Here is a 20,032-nt window from a genome sequence, read left to right on the forward strand (position 1 = left end):
GGGCGGCGTCAGCCGCGAATGGTATCCACGACCGCCTGCGCGATCGGCAGCAGCGCGCCGACCAGGATGAGGAAAAGTCCGCCGTCGATCATCGCCTTGCCTCCCGGTCGTGCTGCGGGACCAGGACGTCGAGCTTCGCCTCGATCCGCGTGGTCCGCTTGTCGATTTCCTGCTGCTGCTTCGCCATTTCCTCCAGCACCGCGATGCGGCGGCCCTGCTCGTCGAGCTTGGAAATGTACCCGCCGCCGGTCAGCAGCGCGCCGGCGATGAGTGCGCCAACCGAAGCGGCCGGCATCCACGCCAGCCACCGCGGCGCCGGCAAGGGCGTCGTGTCGGTCATCGCAATTCCTTCGGTATGGGTCAGCCGCGACTGATCACTGCCACTTCACCGCGGCGTAGATGGCGCGCATCTCGGCGAGCGTTTTCGCTGCCAGCAGCTTCTCGACAGTCACCTGTTCGATCGCCTCGATCCGTGCCGTACTAGCGTTCGATGCGTCGGCGCCGGCTGCATACCGGTCGATCGTCTTGGCAATGTCCGTCTCGCCGCGCGCCGTCGCTTCAGCCAAGGCGAACCGGAAGCGTCGGCCGCGGGCCACCGGCGTCAGCCCGAGCAGCGCCTGGACGCGTCCGACCGCGGTCGTGGCGAGGGCATTGTACGCTTCAACCTCGGCCTGCTTCATCGAATAGACCGCCTTCTTGGCGCCGCCAGGCGACATATAGCGCATGCGCCAATCCTCGGCGTCCTGCTTGACCTTGGCGATCAGGTCGGCGCGCAATACGGCCGGTGTCGGATCCGTCATCGAGCGCGGCGCAAAGCCGCTGGGTCCGAATTGCCAGTCGTCCGGCATGACGGCTGTATCGGGGCACGGCATCGGATCACAGTCCGCCGGGCAGTTCATCATCAACGTATCCAGATCGTCGGCGCTGACGATGCGGCGCACGACTGAATCGGATTGCCGGACCATTGCGTAACGCTTCACTTCTTGAACTCCGAAACCGCGATGCTCGCCCGGTACACGTAGTAGATACGGGTCCCCCCCGACGTGCTGAGGACCAGGTCATAGGTGACTTGGCCGGCTGCAGGGCTGTCGAGAAACCAGAACGAGTAAGGCGCGCGGGCGCTGGCCGTGCTGACGGTGATCGGGGTTCCGATCCGCACGGTCTGGCCGCCTTGGGTGCGGTTCAGGTACATCTCAGCGCCACCCGCGCTCGTGCCCGCGGACACCGAGGTCTCGTACTGGATATCGACCCGCGTGTACCCAAGCCCGGTCGCGCTCAGCGAGGCGGACTGTGCGATCCGGACCTCGCCGTTGCTGGCCTCCTCGCTGCCACCCGAGACGGCGACGTTAGACGTCACCGCCTGGTTGGCGATCTTCAGCGTGCCGACCGACAGCTCGGCGATCTTGGCGGAGCCGACAGCGAGGTCGGCGATGTAGGCGCTGTCGATGATCTCCAGCGCGGATACGGTGCCGAGGATCTGCTCCCATCCGCCGCCGTTCCACCGCCGCCAGATCCGCGGCGCGGTCCGGGTCACCCATGTATCGTTGAAGACGGGGTTCGTGGGTTGCGCGTCCTGGTAATAGACGATCGTGTCTCGCCCTGGCGCGCCATCTTTGCCGTCGGTGCCGTTCCGGCCATCGGTGCCGTTGCGGCCGTCCGTGCCGTTCGTGCCGTTGGTACCGTCCGCGCCCGCTCTGCCGGCAGCGAGGAAGGCGATGTTGTCGATGCGGCTTCCGGGACCTCCGGCGATTGCCGCATCGAAATACATCAGTCGATCGGCGGTCGTCGCGACGGTGCGATAGACGACCCCGTTGTAGAGGTATTTGACGGTCCGGCCGTCGTAGACGACCTGGAACGTACCGCTGCCGTACCCCGAAACGAAATGCCCCACGGGACTGCCGCTCTCGTAGATATGGGCTTGGCCGTTTCCGATCAGGTACCAGGCGTAATCGATCGAGGCGTAGCTGTTATCCGCGGTCGGATCGCTGTTGAGCCCAGCCATCAGCTCGCTGACATTCTGCGCGCTGAAGCTGCATTGCGCGCCGCCGACATACCCTTCCGTCGAGTATCCGCCGCCGCTGTTCCATCCGCCGCTGCCCTGCTTGATCAGCGAGTTGCCGCCGACGAACACGTCGCCGCTGCCGGCCAAGCCAAATGCGGGCGGTCCCTTGTACGGGATCCAGGTGTAGTCCCGGAAATTGAGGCTGTCCGCCTCGGTATAATCCGAATAGCTGCCCTGCCATGCGCGGCCGCCTGGTACCCGACCGGCGTTGAAGTTGACCGAGCCATCGGGACTGTCGGCATAGGCGTAGTGGATGTACGAAGTCCGACCGTCCGCGCCTTTCTGCCCCGGTGCACCGTCCGTACCGTTCCGACCGGCCGCGCCATCCGCACCCGCTTTGCCGGCGGCTGCGAAGGTGATGTCGGTCAGCTTCGCGCCCGGATTGTAGAGCGAGCAATCGAAATAGAGCGTTAGGTCGGCCGGTGCCGCGATCTTGCGCAATTCACGGGTGCCGAGGGTGTATCGGATGAAGCGGCCGTCATAGCTAACCTGTGCCGTATCAGCGGTCGAATAGGCGCCATACTCATCAATATGGACGCCATTCTCGTAGATGCGACAGATCCCGTCGCCAGCGAGGAAGCAGGCATAGTCAATCGTGTCGAAGCTGTCGTTCGCTGCGGGATCGCTGTTAAGCCCGAACATCACAGCCCGGTCAGTCTGCCCGGCTCGTGCCGTTGCGACCGCGCCGCCGGAAAATCCTGTGGTCGAGTAGGCGCCCGAATTCCAATCGTCGAACGGATTCGTCTTCGTGATCTGCGATCCCGCGATCGCCACCCCGGCACCGGTCAGACCGAACGCCGGACCGCGATACGGCGTCCAGGCGTAGTAGATCGGGCTGTCTGGCTCGGTGGGCGAAGTGCCGGTACCGAAGCCGACATAGGCACGCCCAACCGGAGATCCGGTGGTAAAGTCGACCGAGCCATCGGCTGAATTCGCATAAGCGAAATAGAGATAGTTGGTCGTACCGTCCGCGCCCTTGACGCCGGGCACGCCGTCAACCCCGTCCTTGCCCTTCGCGCCGTCACGCAGGCGCACGATCGAGACGCTGTCGGTGACGTCGCTGCCGGCGAGCCGCGCGCGATAGGTGATCGTCTCGCCGTAATTGTTCGCGAGGAAGTTGAACGTGTCCTCGTTGAGCAGGACGTTGTTATAGTCGAGGTGCGATGAGACCCAGCCTATCGACGCAAGCGACGGTGCATCCGTCCAATCGATGAACGCATGTCCATCCGCACGGAAAACCGCCCACTCGATACCGGCGGTGGTGTTGAAGGCAGTCGCAGTCAGGCGGACCGTCTTCGCCTTGATTGCTCCGGCCGTATCGAGCGTAAACGACTGGTCGGACGCCGTCAGGACAATGTTCGGGCCGGTCGCACCCGTCTTGGTCCGCGTCGCGCTCAGCTGCTTGGCGATCGCGCGCCCTTGGAACACGGCGATGACGAACGCATAGCCCTGGTCGTTGCCGAGATAGTTGGCCGAATAGTTGCCAGCGGCGTCGACGGTCACGCCCAGCCAGTAGGGTTGCTGGACCGTGAAGGTGCAAAGCGACGTCACGTCGCGGCTGCCGAGGAACACCTTCATCTGCCCGTCGCCGATCCCACCGGTGATCGAGGTCGGCGCGCCGTTGGCGTCGGTCGGGTGGGAAAAGGTTTCGTTGGTCAGGTAGGCGGACAGCGTTTCCTTGCCGTCCTCGCCGCTGATCCGCACTGGAGCTGACCAGGCGCTGTCGAGACTGCCGTCCGCCAAGCGCTTGGCTCGCGACAGGAACAGCGGCGGCGGGTTTTCCAGCTTGTAGTGGAACGCGAACACGCCGAAATTGTCGACGGCGTCGATCTGCCCCCACGGACGCATGAACGTCTTGCCCGGCGGCACGACGATATACCCGTCGACGTCGGCAGCGGTACCTGCGTTCGCCCCGCCGGCGGCCACCCAATCGAACGTCGATCCGTCGTTCGGATTACTCGCGAAGTTCAGGCCGAGATTGCCTCGAGCGTTCGTTTCATATGCGTTCGCAGAGCCAGTGACCCGGTAGACCTCGCCAGGCTGAACGCCCAGCCACTGATCCCCGCTCGGATAGGCATCGCGGCCGCGTAGGACGATATCCTGAAACGCGGTAGGCGTCGGCGCATCGTACCAATGCAGAGGCGCGGTACCGGCAGGCGTCGTCGGAACGACGGAACGATGGCGGAAACGGCTGTCGACATATCCGCCATCGGCTCCACGCACACCGTCGCTGCCATCCTCGCCGACCGCAAGAACGGCCGGGCCAAACACATTCCCGCCGTCATTCGACATGCGGAAATAGCGGTCGCCAAGCTGGTATTCGTTGTGCCAGTTCGTCGTGCCGTCGATCGACCATTGCGTGATCAGCAGCGGTGCGTCGGCCCCGTTGCTCCCGTTCGATCCGACCAGGCGCGTGTCGACCGCGACGTCGTCGAAGATCTCGCCGCCGGTCAGGCGCGGCGTTGCCGGTGCGGTGCCGGTGCGGCCGAGCGCGAAGTCGTGCTTCGCCGCGGTTTCGCCGCGCAGGATCAGCTCGACCGTCATCGAGACCGGATCGAAGGTGCGCTTCAGCACGACGCACGGCTGATTGACCAGGCCGTCGTCGGGCAGATGCACGATCAGCAGGTCGCCCGCGCCATAGCGTCGCAGGCGCGGCTTGCAGGTCAGCACGATCTCGCCCAGCTCGCGGGCGTCCAGCAGCTCGTACGCGGCAAGCTGCGCCGCCTGGTCCTTCGACTGGACGAGGTTGTACTGCCGCTCCTCGGCCTTCTCCTCGCCGTCCTCGGCAAGGTAGCCGGCGATCGTCACCGCGGCCGACGGGACATATTCCCATTTGTGCGCGGCCGACCGGTACTTCGGAATGATCGTATTGAGCCGGCTTTCCCAGCCCTGCATCGCGCCGACCTCGACGTCGTCGGTCGCGAGGTCGTATTCGGAGATGGTATCGAGGGCGACGCCCGGCGCCGACAGCTTCAGCCCGAGCTTGCCGCCGATCCAGCAGCGCTCGGCGCCGCCGGCGATCAGGATATTCTTCAGATTATCGTCGCGATTGCCCGGCTCGTGGATGACGCCATCCACGTACCAACCATTCGCATCGCAGACATTCGCCAGTGCGACAAAATCGGCGACGCGGATGCCGTCGAGCGGAATGCCGATCCCAAACGTCTTCCGATAGGTCGCGTCCGCGTTGTTCTCGTCGCGCTCCCAAGTGCCGAGCGCATAGCGCAGGCCCTGCAGCCCGGGGCAGCGCGACCATTCCCACGTCGCCTTGGCGGCGGCGAAGGCGACCTTGTCGGTCGGACTGGCCCAGCGATGCGGACCGCTCCCGCCCGGATAGGTGCTGTCTTTGCGCGGATCATAGGCCAGCACGCCGCGCCACACGGCGCCGGTCTGCGGCGTGCCGGCGGCGAAGCGCTTGCCGTCCTCGTCGAAGCGCAGGCACCACGAGATGGCGGCGAAGCTCGACAGCTTGTGCTGCGGCCCCCAGGTCTGCGCGCCGTTCCAGTGCGTCGACAGCGCTGCCGGTTCGGGCGTGCGGCCAAGCTGGTGATAGACGTAAAGATGGTTGGCGGCATAGCCGGTCGCGGCGTTCCCGTTCAGGGTGACCGGCACGAAGTCCAGATAGGGTGCGACGAAGCCTTCGATCGGGCCGGCGCCCGAATAGACGTCGACCAGCACCATGTACGGGTTGTTGACCTTCGAAACCTTGCCGCCGAACCCCTCGTGGTTGATCCGGTTGCCGCCGTAATAGGTCTCACCGATCAGATACGGCTTGGGCTGGTTGGCGCCGATGCTGACGCGGTTGACGCTGCCGGTCATCGCCGGCGGCTTCTTCGCGGTCAGCTGCGCGGTCACGTTGGCGGCGACCGCGACGGCCGCAGCGATGGGCTGGTGCGGCCCGGGGATCAGCGCGGCGATGCCGGCGACGGTGCCGATGAACTTGGCGACAGCGCTCATAGCCGCCACGCGCCCTTGAACGCCTGCGGGATGATGTTGACGATGCCGGTGCCGAGGTGATCGGCATGATAGCCGGCGACCAACTGTCCGCCGCCGATCGGGCCGGAGCCCGTCTGGCCGGTGGCGATGACGATCGCGTCGAACGGATCCTCGTCGCCGCTTTCCATCAGCGCCAGGTCACCGATCCACATCGCCGCCGGCGCGATGCGCGGGAGCATCGAATCGAGCAGGCTGGTGAGATCCGGGTGACCGGTTGCGCGGAGCGCCTTGGCAGCGCCGATCGCCGAATAGAAACGCGGGATCGTCGGCGGCCGGTGGCCGAGCGCCCGCATCTGCGCCCGCGCGAGGTGGATACAGGTCCCGCCGCGCCCCCAAGAGAACGAGCGCGCGCGGAATCGGGCGATCACCTCGGACGTTTTCTCGGCGCGGGTGTGGAGGTTCATCATGCGCGCTGCACCCCCCGAGGGGGCGACACGACGCCCCACGGAATTTCGATGTCCATGCCGACCGCGTTGTCGAAGCCGCGTTCGCCCGGGAACACGCGCTGGTGCGCGGGCGAGGTCAGCGCGTTGCCGTCGTTGCGGATCAGCAGCCGCTGCGATCGGGTGACGCACCCGATCTCCAGCGCCCGCGTGCCGGTCGCCCTGCGCAGCACCGTCTTGTCGGTCTGCCAGTCGGCCATCAGGTCCGGCTGACCGATGATCCGGCCGGACGCTTCGTCGACCTCCGCAATCCACATGCGCAGGCGCGAATTCTGATAGGCGGGCTGCGAAAGCTCGACCGCGCCGGCGACGTCGCGCGGCAGGAAAGTGATGGTACCGGCAGGCAGCTCGTCGCCGGTGCCCTCGGTCAGCGCTTCGAACATCGAAACGGTGCCGAAAACGTCGTCCGACGACTGGTACAGCTGCCCGTCGAACGGAACGACACCGCCATCGCACAACAGGATGTCGCGGCCGGGCAATTCGAGCTTCAGCAGCCCGACGAGGGTGACCCGTTCCATCAGGCGGTCTCCTCGAGCACGAAGGCGATGCGGGTGTTATGGTCGACCGCGAGGTCCCATTCCTGCTCGCTGCCTTCGATCAGGCCCTCGATCATGGGGCGGGCGAGATGGACGCGCGCGCCATCGGCGAACGACCGCCGAAGCATCGTGTCCGCGACCGACAGCGTCGCCCGGCCGTCGACGCCGGCGGTGACCTCCGACCCGCTGTTGTGCAGGTAATGCTGGCCGCTGCTGCTCTCGATCGAGAACCAGAACCCTTCGCGCACCACCGCGAACGGCGGCAGTCCCCGCACCTGGATCGAACCGCCCGTCTGCCCCGCGCCGTCGACGACGACGCTGGTCCCGCACCCCGACTGGTCGACCGACAGCAGTGGATACGGCACGCGCAGGCCCTGCCGCTTCGCCCGGATCAGCCGCGACACGACGATCGCCGCGCCGGCGGCGTCATTGAGCGGCGGCAGGGTCAGCGAGATCCGGTAATGTGACCCCAGGCGGTTGACGCGCAGCGCGCTCGCGCCGCGCTGGACGCCACCGCGATCGACAAGCGCCGGGGTGGCGCCGCTCGGCGCGATGTTGTTCGGCAGCAACAGCATCAGCCGAGGCTTTGCCGTGCCTGGAGCGAAGCCCGGCGGTTCGATGCGCGGGTCGTGCGCACCGACACGTCGCCGCTGATCGACTGGACGCGCGGTTCGAAGGTCTGCCCTTCACCGACCACCAGCTGCACGATCGTCGGGAGCGACCGGTTGTCGTTCCCCGGCCGGCGGATATCGACCATTTCGCCCTTCGTCGCGCGGAAGGCGACCAGGTTGGCATCAACGCCCGACATGCCGCCGACCGTGAACGAACCGCCGGTGCGAAACCCGGGGAAATCCATCGGCCCGAGAACCGGATCATTACCTCCGGTCGACCCGCCGCCGAACGACGGTTTGCCCTTGCCGGTGAGCGAGCCGAAGACGCTGCCGATGGTATCCCAGAAGCTGCCGCCGCCCGCGCCGCCGGTGCCGCCCTTCAGCTTGTCGAACAGGCCGGCGATGACGTCGGACAGCGAGTTGAGTGCGTCCTCCATCCCCTTCGCCATCCGATCCTTCCACCAGTTCTTGAAGAAGTCGCCGAGATTGCCGTCCAGCGCAGCGCGCACCCCGTCCTTAAAGGTCTGGCGGAAATTGCCCGTCATGCGCGCCTTGTCCGCCTCGTCCCATTCGGTGGCTGCGCGCGTCGCCGCCTCGGCACTGTCGACGCCCTGGTTCTCCAGCTCACGCGCCCGCTTCTTCACATCGATCTCGCGCTGAAGCAGCCGGATGCGCTCCTCGCTGTCGCCCCGGGCACGCGCGAGGTCGACCGCACGCTCGCGCTGGTCGACCTCGAACCATTCCTTGCGAACGGCCGCGCGCGCCTCGTCCATCTTGACCTGGTCGGCCTCGGCAAGCCGGGTCGCCTCGGCCAGGTTCTTGGTCTGCTCGTAATAGAAGGCGATCCGGCGCTTCAGCTCGGCCTGCCGCTCGAGGCTTTCGACCAGTGCCTGATTATGGCCGAGACGGGCGACCTCGATCGCGGTTGACGCCTGCTGGTCGGCAATCTCGCGCGCCGACGATTCCGCGCGCGCCGCCGCGATCGCCGCCATGTCGCGGCTCGCAGCGACCCGCGCCTGGTCGACGGTCAGGCCAGCGCGCGTGTACGCCTCGATCTGGCGCGACAGCGCGAGGCGATCCTGCAGCCGCTGTTCGGCCGCCTTGTCGCCCCGCTCGCGCGCGGCCTCAAGCTCGACCTGCAGCGCCAGCTGTTCGCGGTTTTCCTGATCGTGGCTGGTGTCGCGCCCTTTGCCCTCGCGCGCACTGCGCGCCTTCTTCGGCGCCTTGGGATCGTCGAAGCTGACGGTGCGGGTGCCGGGGGGAGCGGACACGCGCGGCGCGGCTCCAGCAGCAGGCGCGGCCGGCGCCGCCGGCGTCTCATCCTGCCCGACCCCGCCCAGCCCGAGCCGTTCCTTCAGCGCGGCATATTTGTCGCCGATCCATTTCGCCGCGTTGCCGATCCAGGTCATCAGCCCGCCGAACTTGTCGACGAGCCAGCCCTTCACTCCTTCGTACACCCCCTTGGCGGCGGTCACGACGGTCGGGAAGGCGTTGGCGACATAGTTGACCGCGGTCTGGACCGTCTCGGCGAACCATTGGCCGATGCTCGCGAAGCCGTCGCCCAGCCACGCTTTAGCCGCGGCATAGACCAGCTGCAGCTCGGTCCCGACTTCGGGCACCAGCGCGGCCGCCATGTCCACGATCGCGCCGCATACTGATTCGATGATACCGACGACCGCCTGCCATGCACCGGAGAAGTCGCCGGCCAGCAATGCCGAGATCACGTCGACGACGCCGCTGACGACGTCGACCAGTCCACCGAACGCGGCGATGATCACGCCCAGCGTCCGCTCGATGATCTCACCCGACACGACGATCCCCGCCGCGAGGCCGGTACCGAGGAAATCGCGCAGATCGCCAAGCCAGCCCATCAGCGTCGAGAAGGCACTGCCGATCGCGCCGCCCGACAGCTTGGCAAAGATCGCCTGGCACTTGTCCATGATCGCCGACAGCGGCGGGCCGAGCGTCTCGCTCAGGCTCTTCCACACCAACGCCAGCGCGTCGATGATATAGTCCTTGAAGACAAGGAACGCGGTGACCGCGATCCCGATCGGGCCGGTAACGCCGAGCATCGCGCGGCCGAGCATGGTCAGGACGCCGCGCAGGCCGACCTCGCCCAGCAGGCCGATGATCGTCGTCACCGGCGACACGATCAGCCCGATCAGGCGGCCGATCATCCCGAAGCCCGAAGCGAATTTTGCGATGATCACCTTGCCGATGGTGCCGAGCATCAGCACCAGCGGCCCGGCCGCGCTGGCGAGCAGGCCGAAGGCAACGCCGACCTTGTGCACCGCCGGGCTGGCGCCCGCCATTGATTCGAGCACCGATGCGAAGCTGCTTTTGATCGCGGTCATGGCGGCGGTCAGCCCGGCTTCCCCGATCGAGATCTTCAGGCTTTCGAACGCATTCGCCATGCGCTGCGTCGCGGCGGCCTCGCCCTCCAGACGCTTCGAAATCTTGCCGCTGACGTCGCCGCCCGCGATCGTCCCCTGCAGGTCGACGATGCCCTGCCGACCCTGCTCCATGAGGCCGATCGCGGTCCGCGCCGCGTCCGACCCGAAGATGGTCTTCAGCGCGTCGGTCTTCGACTGGTCGGATAGCCCGATCAGCGCGTTGCGTAGGATCTCGGCCTGTTCGGCGAGCGGCTTCATGCGCCCGGTCTTCAGGTCGAAGAAATTGATACCGAGCTTGTTCATGGCGCGCTCGGCCTCTTTCGAGACGGGCACCAAGCTCTGGATATAAGTCTTGAACGACGTGCCGGCGTCCGACCCGCTGCTGAACTGCGTGCTGGTCGCGGCGATCGCCGTCGCGAAGTCGGAGAAGGACACGCCGGCGGACGCGGCGACGCCGCCGCCCTGCGCCACCGCCTGCTGGAAATCGATAAAGCCGAACTTCGACGCATCGAGCGCGCCCACGACATTGCGCACCGCGATCGGCAGCTCGTCGGCCTTCACCTTGAACTGGCCCATGACGTCGGTGACCAGCGACGCGGCATCGGCGACGGGCGCGGCGCCGGCGGCGGCGAGATCGAGCGCCGACTTCAGACCGCCGCCAAGGATGTCCGCCGTCGCGACGCCGGCGAGGCCGAGCGCCTCGATGCCGTCGGCCGCTTCGGTCGCGCCCTTGCCGACCGCCGGGCCCAGCGATCGCGCTTGGTCGGACAGCGCCTTCAGCTCGCCACCGGACACGCCCTTCAGCGCCGCCTCGACGCGCTTCATCGACGCCTCGAAACCCGACGCCGTCTTGTTCGCCGCCGCCCCGAGCGTTGCCAGCGGCACCGTCAGGCCGGCGGTGATGCTAAGTCCAAGTCGCTGCGTCGACCCGGCTATATTGTCGAGTTTGCCACGCAGCTGCTCGAATGCGGTCGCGACCGTGCCGAGGTCGCTGCGTACCCGACTGATCGCCGGCGTCCAGTCGGCGGTATCGAGGACAAGGACGCCGCGAAGGGCGCCGACAACTGCGTCTGCGCTCATGTGACCTCCTTGTCGTTTTCCGGTCCCGCCACCGCCGACCACATGCGCGCGATCGTCAGCATCTGGTCGCCGGACATCGCCCGGCGTTTTGGGGTGCGTTTTTTGGGTTTGGTGAGATCGGCGAGCGCCGGCATGCGCTTCGCCCTGGTCAGCGCGGCGATCGTCCATGCCGTCCACGCGCGGTCCGCGTGGTCGGCTTCGGCCTTCCGCCGCTTGCCCTCGACGATCATCGTCAGCAGACGCGGCGTCGACCGCCAGTAGCTATCTGGGTCGAGCCCTAGCTCGACCCAGATCGTCAGCGCTTTCGACCAGTCCCAGGCTTCTTCGGCGCTGGCACGTTTCCCTCCCCGTCTCCTTTCGCGGCGTCGGGGAACGCGGCCTTGAATGCCTTGCCGATGATCTCACCGGCCTGTTCGACGCCGAGGTCGTGGATCAGACGACCCGCCTCGATGTCGGACATGGCGCCGTGATGCGCCTCGAGGCCGATCCGAAACACCGAGCGCAGCATCGACGCGCTGGACAGCTTCGACCCGATGTCGGCGACGTCGATCTCGAGATCCTGCTCGATCGTGCAGAGCGCGTTGAAGTCGTACAGCAGCATGAAGCTGCCGCCGGCGGCGGTGAAGGGGACCTCGCCCTTGATCGCGTTTGCCATGACGATCAGCCCGCCGAGGGTGCGGCGCGGACGATCGAGCCGCTGACGCGGCCGGTGATCTGCGCGGTCAGGCGGTCATTGAGCGGCGCGGTCGGCTTGAAGCCGCGGATCAGCAGGTTGAACGACCAGACCGCACCATTCGGCCAAGTGAACTTGAACGGCACGCTGCGCTTCGTCGCCTTGGCACCGAAGATCAGGTCTTCGGTCGCGCCGCCGGGAATGTAGTTGATGCCGAAGGTGCATTCGCCCGGATCGGTCATGCCGCCGATATATTCCTTGAACCCGTCGGGGCTGGCGAAATTGCTCACCTCGATCTCGTCGTCCATCTGCTCGGGCGGCTCGATTTCGAACGGCTCGCCGATATCGGTGTACGTTGCGGCGGCGGCGGTGGCTTTCATCGCAATGATGATGCCGAGACCCGTCATCGCCTGACTGTTACCTGCCATGGTCGTCTTCCTTGCTTATGAGGAGTGGTGCCACGCCATCACGTCGACGGCGGTGCGGAAGGTCGTCGCCGGGTCGCCCCGGCTGCTGTCGTTGCGGACATTGGCGATGCGGACGCTGTCGAAGGGGGCGCCAAGCACCTTCCCCTCGACGGCCGCGATCGCCGCCTCTCCGATCTCGTCGGCCAGGCCGCGGCTGTTGCCGAGGCAATCGAGCTGCAACCGCGCGCGGCGCAGCGACTGCGCACCGGAATAGGTCATGGGGCGCGGATCACTGACCAGCAGGATCACGATCGCCGGCAGCGGATCGCCTTCCGGCCGCTCGTCGCGGTAAACCCGCGTGCCGACCAGCGCCGCGACACCCGGGGCGGCGAGCAGGGCATCGCGAAGCGCGGCCGAGACCGACATGGTCAGCCCTTCGCCGCGCGGTGAAGAATGCCGGTCAGCCCGTCGGCGACCGCCTGGACGATGTCGCCTTCCTGTTCGTCCCAGGCGGGACGCATGAACGGGTGCGCCTGCGTCGCGTCATACTGGCGGCCGGATGCCGAGATCTCGGCCGGGCGGCCCATCTCGACGTCGACGGCGTAATAGGCATCGGGCGTCGGGCCGACATAAGCGGCCAGTTCGCTCGAGCTTTCCCCCTCGGCCTGGTCTGACACGGTGATGTCGTCGCGCAGCTTGCCCGAGCGGACCGGCACGATCTGGCGCGCGCGGTCGGCGACCGGTTCGAGCGCGTCCATCAACACCGGCACGACCTGGTCGCGGTCCTGCAGCGCGTCGCCGACGCGGCGCAGCCGTTCGTCCATTTCGTCGAGACCCTCGATCCGGAACTTCGGGCGCATCAGTCGACCCTCGCCTGCGCGGTGACCTCGATCGCGGCGCGCTTGCCCAGCTCGGCGATCGCGCGGACGTCGAACTGCTGCCCATCGTCGATCAGGCGGTCGCGCGGCGTCAGCGCGGCGATCGCTGGCGACCACGGAAAGAAGAACCGCACCGTCTGCCAGGCGACCAGCTGGTCGGCACCAACATCATCGGTTTCCGCGCCGACGAGATCGATCCGCGCGGCGCTGAAGGTGCCGGCGTCGGTGAAGCCCGGCCGGGCGTCCCCATACCGGTCCTTCGTCGAACCGCTGACCTGGACCAGCACGTCATGGTCGAGCAGCGGGACGTCACAGATCCAGCTGAGACCATGGCTGTCGCCTTCCGGCGGCAGCGCCAGGACATAGACATCGTCGCCGACGATCAGCGTGTCGCCGACAATCGGCTCCTCGACGTCGCGCGCCTGGATGTCGAACGTCTTGCCGTTGCTGACCGGCCGCGGCCGAACGGTACCATCGGTCTCCATGCGCAGGCGCGGAATGACCGAGATCGGACGGGTCGTGCCGTCCGCAGAAACATAGACCGCCGCCACCGCGCGGGGGCCGGCGAAGAGCGTCCCCAGCCCGGTGGCGAACGGATCGGCCATTAGAACGTCACGCCGTTCAGGCGGACGCGGTAGACCGTGTCGGTGGTCGACGCGGTGCGCGTGGTGGCACCGATGAGCACCGTGTTGCCGCCCGACGTCTTGGTGAACGTCTTGAGCGCCGTGTCGAAATAGATCTTCGTGCCCGGGGCGGCGTCGGTGTTGGCACCGGTCGCCTTCGGGAAGGCAAACACGCCTTCGACGTCACCCTCCACCTCGGCGCCCTGCGCGGCGTCGCAATTGGCGACGGCGAACAGCGAACCAACGACGAAACCGGCACCCGAGGCGACGGCATAGGGGGCAACGAACGTGCAGGTCCGGCCTGCGTGCAGGAAATTCTTCATTCGGGGTCTCCCAAACGACGACGAGCGGCACGATGGCCGCCCGCGTCAAAGGTTGGTCGGGACGTCGGCGGATCAGCCGCCGGTACGATCCAGGCCGCGGTGGTCGATGACGGCGGCGGCGAAGTCGAGCGACGCCTTCAGGTCGACACCGTCAACGGTGAAGCCCATCCGGTTCGACAGCTGCACACCCTCGGCGCCTTCGAGATAGGTGTATTCGACGGTATCGATCTGGCTGTTCGATGCGGCCAAATAGAACGCCGACGTCGACGTTTCGTCGAGGAGCGGTTCGACGATCGGATCAAGTGCGGTGCGGCCGCCCGAACGGAACTCGTTCGTATCGGTCGACTTCGCCGGCACGAACTGCGCGCTGGTGAACTGGTAGGCGAGTTGTTCCTGATCGGTCGGCACGATCAGGTGCGTGGGCGCGAGGTTCAGCAACTCGCCCTGCATACCCTTCTGCTTGCGCATGCGGGTGCGGCCGGCGCCAAGCGACGTGACCGAGATCGCAGCGGCAGCGCCGAGGTTGCCATGATCCGCGTGGAACAGGGGTACGCCGTCGGGCATCGCCTTGTTGTCGGTCAGCTGGGCATAGACCGTGCGGTTTTCGAGGCGTGCGGCCGAGCCGGCGAAACCGGTCAGAATGCGATCGAGCGCGTTCAGGTCATCGTTGATGATCAGCTGCCGCGACAGGCTGACGATCCGGCCGTAGGTCGTGATGCCGTAGCTGACCTTGCCGTCCGAGAAGGTGCCGTACCGGAACTCACCGCCCTCGTTGACCTTCATCAGGTCGGGCATCGCCGACATCTGGACGACGTCGATCGACTTGAAGTTCGGCGCGTTGGGCGCGCGACGTGCCCACTGGCGGTAGGTCGGCTGATGCTCTTCGTACGACGAGCGCAGGCGACGGCCCAAGGCATTGGCCATCAGCGCCGGGAAGTCCGAGGTGGTATGCAGCGCGCGTTCGGCGATCTCATGCGGCGTCATACCGCGCGTTGAGATACCGCTCGATCCGAGCAGATCCTCGGCCATACGCAGCAGGCCCATGCCGCGGAACTGCCGCGATGCCTCGGGCAGTTGCGAACCAGGCGACAGGCGATGCAGCACCGCGTCCGACATCGCGCGGGCCATGCTCACATTGTCGCCGCCAGCGGCGGGCACCCGGTTTACGGTCGGAGCCGAGCTGTCGCGCTCGGCGAAACGGCGGCCGATATCGGCCATCAGCCCGTCGTGGGTGAAGGCGTTGGTCGCATGGCGGACGAGCAGTTCTTCGCGCGCAGCCCCGTCGAGACCGGCATTTCGCGCGGCGGTCAGGACGGCGTTCGCATCGACGGTCGCCGGTGCCTGGCGCTGTTCCTGGGCGGGCACGGCCGGAGCGGCAGGGGTGGCGGGATCCTGCCGCTGTTCGGTACCGGCAGGCGCGGCCGGGGCGGTCGGAGCGGCGGCGGTGGTCGGGGCGGCCGCAGCCGCGCCGCCCGCTAGGTTGCGTCGCATATCGTCTTCCTCTTGATTGCCGTGCGGTTGGGGATTGCCCGGGGCGGATCGAACCACGGCGTTCGGATCAGCGGGAACGGGGACGAGACTGGCCTCGAGCAACTCCCAACGGGTTGCGCGCCACGTCTCATGGTCGTTTTCATCGATCGCGGTCCGCTGCCACGCGGTCACGCGGTACCCGATCGAGATCGCGCGCAGCTCGCCACTGGCGACGCGCGCCTCGATCGCACGGCCGGCATCGGAATCGGCAAAGGCGACGACGCCGATCAGTTGGCCGTTATCGATCCGGGTCGACAGGACGCGACCAATGACGCCGGACAGCGAATACTGATTATGCGTGTCGAGCAGCGGGCAGACGCCGCTGGCGACGCGCGCCAGATCGATCGCCTCGGCCGAGATCTCCAGCTCTTCGGTGAAATAGTAGCGGCGGACGCCGGTACCCGCCGACAGCACCACCTCGACGGTCCGCGCGGCGGCGTCATAGCTGTCCGGGGTGACGGTCAGGCTGCGCTCGCCACGTCCGCCCGTCTGCGGCTGTCGCCGCTCCTCGGCTTCGTCGGTCGCCGGTGCCGAGCGGGTCAACGGCGCGACCATCATCGTCGTCGCTGCCATCTTGGCGAAGTCGGACGCGGGTCGCGCAGTTGCGCCGATCGTCGCCACACGCGCGCGATCGGGCGACGCCGGCGGCGCCGTCGGTTTGTCGTTCATCGGTTTCTCCGGGAGGTCAGGCGGCGTCGTCGGCCGCGTCGGTCTTTTGCTTGTCGTCGGACTGGCCCGACGTGGCGGACTGATCGCCGCCCTTCGCCTTGCGCGGATCGCCGTCGAACATGAACCCGGGCGCGATCGCCGCCTCGGCCGCCGCCAGATCCTCGGCATATTGCGACAGGAATTCGACGTAATCGTACCCGCGCTCTTCGACGAGCTGCGACAAGGTGACCTTGCCCATCCGCAGGTTGAGCAGGTCGGCCTGCGCATCCTTGTACGGATCGACCGAAATGAAGCCCGGGGGCGTGAAACGCCACCCGAAGTTCGACGTCGGCAACAGCCCCGCCGCCAGCGCCGCATCACGGTACCGGCGCGCGATCACCCGGCACAGTTTGTGGATCACCACCAACCACTGGATGCGCTCCATGCGCCGGCGGAACCCATGGCCGCCGGCACGGAACGACGAATAGTTGACCCGGGAAAAGTCGCCAGTGACCTGCTCGTACATCAGCCCGGCCGCCGCCGCCGCTTCGCGCAGATACTGCGCGGCCATGGCGTCGATACCGGCATCGGCGAGCGGCGGATTAAAGGTGACGTCTTCGTTCGGCAGCAGCCGGGTCATCATGCCCGGTTCCATCCGCTGCTTCTGCGGACCAAAGGTCTTCATTCGCTTGGTATCAGGGTCGAGCCCGATCTGTACGTCGGGATCTTCGGTCTTGATGAACCCGACCATGCACGCGGCGGTGCGCTTGCGGACCAGCTCGGCCTCGAAATAGCCGCGCAGGTTCTGCAGCGTCATGATCGCCGGCGCGAGCAGCGGCATGCCACGATCCTGCCCCGGGCGCAGCTTGTTGTAGAGGTAGACGATCTCACCCGCGGGCACGCGCTCGCTGACCATCCGACGCATCCGGAAGCTGGCGACGTCGCCTGGATGCGCCGGGAACAGCCAATAGGCGACCTTGCGGCCCAGCGCGTCGTATTCGATGCCCCGGTCGATCCATCCGCCGCCGGCGACCGCACCGTCCTTCATCGTGTCGATGAAATCGGGTTCCATCACCTGCAGCTTCAGCGGGGCGATCTTCACGCTCGAATCGAACTGCTGCCGGCGGAAACGGATGATCGTGGCACCGCTCTCGCCCATGCCCTTCACCGACGACCAGACCAGCCCGTTCAGATCCTGGTCGTCGTCGAAGTCGCATTCCTCCGACCAGTTTCGCCATCCGGTGGAAATGGTCTTGGCGTTACGGCCCTTCACGCCCGTAGGCGCGCCGACGATGCCGGTACCGACGATGCTGTCGGCATAGGTCTCGACGATCTGAAGCGCGTATCCGTTGTTGCGCACAAGGTCGCGCGATCGGTTGCGGACGATCTCTTCGCCGCCGGCGACTTCACCATTCGCACTGGTGCCCGGCGTCATCCAGTTGGCGGTCCGGTGATCGCGTTTCGCGCCATCATAGGCCCGCGCCTGCATGTCCATCGCGCGGCGGGCGGAGATCCGTTGCAAGCCCGCGCGGGGATTGAACCATCCGACGGTGCGATCGAGGAAGTTCATCAGAACGACGCCACCCAGCTGCGCGACGTCGATCCGGCCGCCGGCGTTCCGACTTCCGCCTCCATCACGCGCAAGGTCTCGCGCATATCGGACAGCGACCGGTACCGGACCTCGCTGCCATCGGCATAGCGAACGCTGGTGGCGCCGGTGGCGATCGCGCGCTTCAGCGCGACGATGTCTTCGGGAGTGAACATGAATTATCCTCCGAACCAGCTTCCGCCGCTGCCGCCGTCGATCCAGCCACCCGACGATTCCGCCCATCGCTCCGGCTCGGTGACCGGCTCCGGTGTCGGTTCGACGTACCGGTCCAGTACCGCCGCGGCGGCGTTGTCGAGGTTCACGCCAAGGTGGATCAGCCCCTGAAGCGCGGCATACCCGTAGACCCGGCAGTCCGACGCCTCGTCGGCCTTGCTCTTGGGCGTTTCCCAGGTCGTGAAGCGGCGGCCGGCCTTGATCTTCAGCATCAGCTTCGGCGCGAGCATCTGCTCGTACCACCCGATGTCCCGCGACTGGTGAACGTGCATGTACCCGGCACCGGGCTTGTCGAGGCCGAGCCGCGACCGGATCGTATCTTTCGCGGCATTGGTCCCGACGATCGTCGGCCGGTACTGCGCCTTCTTCTTCGTCGACGGTTTGACGGTCGGCCATACCGGCGCCCGCTTGCCCGCCTGCTCCGACGCGCCCTTCACAGCCCAGACCTTCCGGCCGAGACGGTCTTTGGCGAAACGGTAGACTTCCTGTGTCCGGTGGCCGCCTGAATCGATGCAGGCGGCGTCGACCGTGAACGGTCGACCATCCGCCCGTCGCCATACGCGCAGCAGCTGCTCGTCAACGCGGTCCCAAGTCTCGGCCTTCGACGTGTCGCCTTCGATCACGACATAGGCGATCGACCAGCTTTCCTCGCCGCGACCCCAGCCAATGAACTCCAACTCGACGCGATCGTCCTGCGTATCGCCGCCGACCGTGATGACCGCGACACCGTCTGGCACCTCGGCCGCCCAATTCTCCGCCCGGGCCGCGAGGACCTCGGCGCGCAGATCCTTCGACGCCTGCCGCTTGTGCGGTCGGCCGCGCTGCGTGTTGTCGAACACGACCCGGAGATCCGGATCATTCTCGGCCGCCAGAAACTTCGCCGCCTGCTTGGGCGGGGCATCCTTCGGCCACGGGCTGAACAGTTTGCCGGCCGTGAAGCTGGCATGCTCGTTGTCGATCGGCCACTTGCCGCAGTCCGGGCAGCGCGCCCGGTAAACCGCGTGCCGGTCCGATGCCCACCAGTCCCACACCGCAGCGACCGGATCGCGGGTACCGCCTTTCCAGTGGGCCTCGAAATCCACCATCGGGTCGCGGTGCTGGCCGCAACAGTGATAGGGCTTCGTCTGGTGCCAGCGGGTCGTCTGAAGCGCGGCCAGGTGCTGGCCTTGCGTCCAAGGCACCCCGCATGCCTCGCAATGGATCGCGGCGGTCTTGGGGTGGTGTGCGACGACCACCCCGGCCTCGCTGTAATCCTTATCCCATTCGACGTTGCGGAAGAACTCGAGGAAATTGCGGTGGCCGCAGTGCGGGCAGTCGACCGATGCCTGCCGCTGGTCGCCATCGAGATAGCTATCCTCGATCCGGCTCTCGCCCGAAATCGTTGGCGAGCAGGTCCGGATCGACAGGTAGCGCGGAAAGGTGGCCTGCCGCTCGTCGCCCAACGCGATCGCGTCGCCCTCACGGGTGACGACGTATTTGTCGACCTCGTCGTAGAGCGTTACCTGGACCGGCCGGCGCGCCAGGTTATCGGGACTGCCCGCACCAACCATGGCGAGGAAGCCGCCGGGGAAACTCTTGAACGTCAGCGTATCCTCGGCTGACCTGGTCTTCCGGTTGCCGACCAGCTTGCGCAGCTTCGGGGTCGCCTTGATCAGCGGCCCGATCCGTTCCTTCGAAAACCCTTCGACCGCATCGTCCTTGGGCTGGACCAAAAGCATCGGGCATGGATCGAGGTGAATGTGATAGCCCACCACGCTCTCGATCAGCGCCGTTTTCATGAGCTGAGTGCAGACCATGAGCGTCAGGACATGGACGCCGGGTTCGGTGACCGCGAGCATGGGTCCCCGCGCCGCCTCGACGGTTGACGTCCGGAAATCGCCCGACGTCGAACCGGCGCCCGCTGCCAGCTTGCGGAAGCGGTCCGCCCATGCCGGCACGCTGATGCGCGGCGGCGGCGTCATCCCGCGCCGCCACGCCCGTTCTAGCCGTTCCTCCTTCGAAAGCTCA

General features: G+C 66.8%; 18 protein-coding genes. All 18 read right to left on the reverse strand.

Annotation, left to right across the window (positions count from 1 at the left end):
* Window positions 1–88: 88 nt before the first annotated feature.
* A complete protein-coding gene (locus AAIO73_RS16130) occupies window positions 89–340 on the reverse strand; it encodes a hypothetical protein (RefSeq protein WP_345879294.1) in 252 nt (83 codons plus the stop codon).
* Between the two features lie 34 nt (window positions 341–374).
* Window positions 375–980, reverse strand: a complete 606-nt coding sequence (locus AAIO73_RS16135; protein ID WP_345879295.1) for a hypothetical protein — start codon at window positions 978–980, stop codon at window positions 375–377.
* Window positions 977–6,019, reverse strand: a complete 5,043-nt coding sequence (locus tag AAIO73_RS16140; protein WP_345879297.1) for an RHS repeat domain-containing protein — start codon at window positions 6,017–6,019, stop codon at window positions 977–979. Before AAIO73_RS16140 ends, AAIO73_RS16135 begins: the two co-directional genes overlap by 4 nt.
* The gene (locus tag AAIO73_RS16145; protein ID WP_345879298.1) at window positions 6,016–6,465 is read right to left on the reverse strand and encodes a DUF6950 family protein; all 450 of its coding nucleotides are present in this window, start codon (window positions 6,463–6,465) and stop codon (window positions 6,016–6,018) included. The genes AAIO73_RS16140 and AAIO73_RS16145 overlap by 4 nt, the downstream gene beginning before the upstream one ends.
* On the reverse strand, window positions 6,462–7,019 hold the full coding sequence (locus AAIO73_RS16150) for a hypothetical protein (protein WP_345879299.1): 558 nt from the start codon (window positions 7,017–7,019) through the stop codon (window positions 6,462–6,464). The genes AAIO73_RS16145 and AAIO73_RS16150 overlap by 4 nt, the downstream gene beginning before the upstream one ends.
* Complete coding sequence (locus tag AAIO73_RS16155) at window positions 7,019–7,612, reverse strand: hypothetical protein (protein ID WP_345879301.1); 594 nt, start codon at window positions 7,610–7,612, stop codon at window positions 7,019–7,021. The genes AAIO73_RS16150 and AAIO73_RS16155 overlap by 1 nt, the downstream gene beginning before the upstream one ends.
* A complete protein-coding gene (locus AAIO73_RS16160) occupies window positions 7,612–11,121 on the reverse strand; it encodes a phage tail tape measure protein (protein WP_345879303.1) in 3,510 nt (1,169 codons plus the stop codon). The genes AAIO73_RS16155 and AAIO73_RS16160 overlap by 1 nt, the downstream gene beginning before the upstream one ends.
* Window positions 11,118–11,351, reverse strand: a complete 234-nt coding sequence (locus AAIO73_RS16165) for a hypothetical protein (RefSeq protein WP_345879305.1) — start codon at window positions 11,349–11,351, stop codon at window positions 11,118–11,120. Before AAIO73_RS16165 ends, AAIO73_RS16160 begins: the two co-directional genes overlap by 4 nt.
* A 65-nt stretch (window positions 11,352–11,416) precedes the next feature.
* Complete coding sequence (locus tag AAIO73_RS16170) at window positions 11,417–11,776, reverse strand: hypothetical protein (protein WP_345879308.1); 360 nt, start codon at window positions 11,774–11,776, stop codon at window positions 11,417–11,419.
* Window positions 11,777–11,781: 5 nt separating this feature from the next.
* The gene (locus AAIO73_RS16175) at window positions 11,782–12,222 is read right to left on the reverse strand and encodes a phage tail tube protein (RefSeq protein ID WP_345879310.1); all 441 of its coding nucleotides are present in this window, start codon (window positions 12,220–12,222) and stop codon (window positions 11,782–11,784) included.
* Window positions 12,223–12,237: 15 nt separating this feature from the next.
* A complete protein-coding gene (gene gp17 / locus AAIO73_RS16180) occupies window positions 12,238–12,627 on the reverse strand; it encodes a tail completion protein gp17 (protein ID WP_345879312.1) in 390 nt (129 codons plus the stop codon).
* Window positions 12,628–12,629: 2 nt separating this feature from the next.
* Entirely contained in the window at window positions 12,630–13,061 is a 432-nt protein-coding gene (locus AAIO73_RS16185; RefSeq protein ID WP_345879314.1) for an HK97 gp10 family phage protein, read from the reverse strand.
* On the reverse strand, window positions 13,061–13,684 hold the full coding sequence (locus AAIO73_RS16190; RefSeq protein WP_345879315.1) for a head-tail joining protein: 624 nt from the start codon (window positions 13,682–13,684) through the stop codon (window positions 13,061–13,063). The genes AAIO73_RS16185 and AAIO73_RS16190 overlap by 1 nt, the downstream gene beginning before the upstream one ends.
* Window positions 13,684–14,025 carry a DUF2190 family protein gene (locus tag AAIO73_RS16195; RefSeq protein ID WP_345879317.1) on the reverse strand — a complete coding sequence of 114 codons (342 nt, stop codon included), beginning with the start codon at window positions 14,023–14,025 and terminating at the stop codon, window positions 13,684–13,686. The genes AAIO73_RS16190 and AAIO73_RS16195 overlap by 1 nt, the downstream gene beginning before the upstream one ends.
* A 72-nt stretch (window positions 14,026–14,097) precedes the next feature.
* Window positions 14,098–16,224, reverse strand: a complete 2,127-nt coding sequence (locus tag AAIO73_RS16200) for a prohead protease/major capsid protein fusion protein (protein ID WP_345879318.1) — start codon at window positions 16,222–16,224, stop codon at window positions 14,098–14,100.
* Between the two features lie 16 nt (window positions 16,225–16,240).
* Window positions 16,241–17,773, reverse strand: a complete 1,533-nt coding sequence (locus tag AAIO73_RS16205) for a phage portal protein (RefSeq protein WP_345879319.1) — start codon at window positions 17,771–17,773, stop codon at window positions 16,241–16,243.
* Window positions 17,773–17,967 (reverse strand): phage head-tail joining protein, encoded by a 195-nt coding sequence (locus AAIO73_RS16210; protein WP_345879321.1) that lies wholly within the window; start codon window positions 17,965–17,967, stop codon window positions 17,773–17,775. The genes AAIO73_RS16205 and AAIO73_RS16210 overlap by 1 nt, the downstream gene beginning before the upstream one ends.
* Before the next feature lie 3 nt (window positions 17,968–17,970).
* Window positions 17,971–19,986 carry a phage terminase large subunit family protein gene (locus tag AAIO73_RS16215; protein ID WP_345879323.1) on the reverse strand — a complete coding sequence of 672 codons (2,016 nt, stop codon included), beginning with the start codon at window positions 19,984–19,986 and terminating at the stop codon, window positions 17,971–17,973.
* Between the last annotated feature and the right edge of the window lie 46 nt (window positions 19,987–20,032).

This window comes from Sphingomonas epibiotica (assembly GCF_039615155.1).
Taxonomy (GTDB): Bacteria; Pseudomonadota; Alphaproteobacteria; order Sphingomonadales; family Sphingomonadaceae; genus Sphingomonas.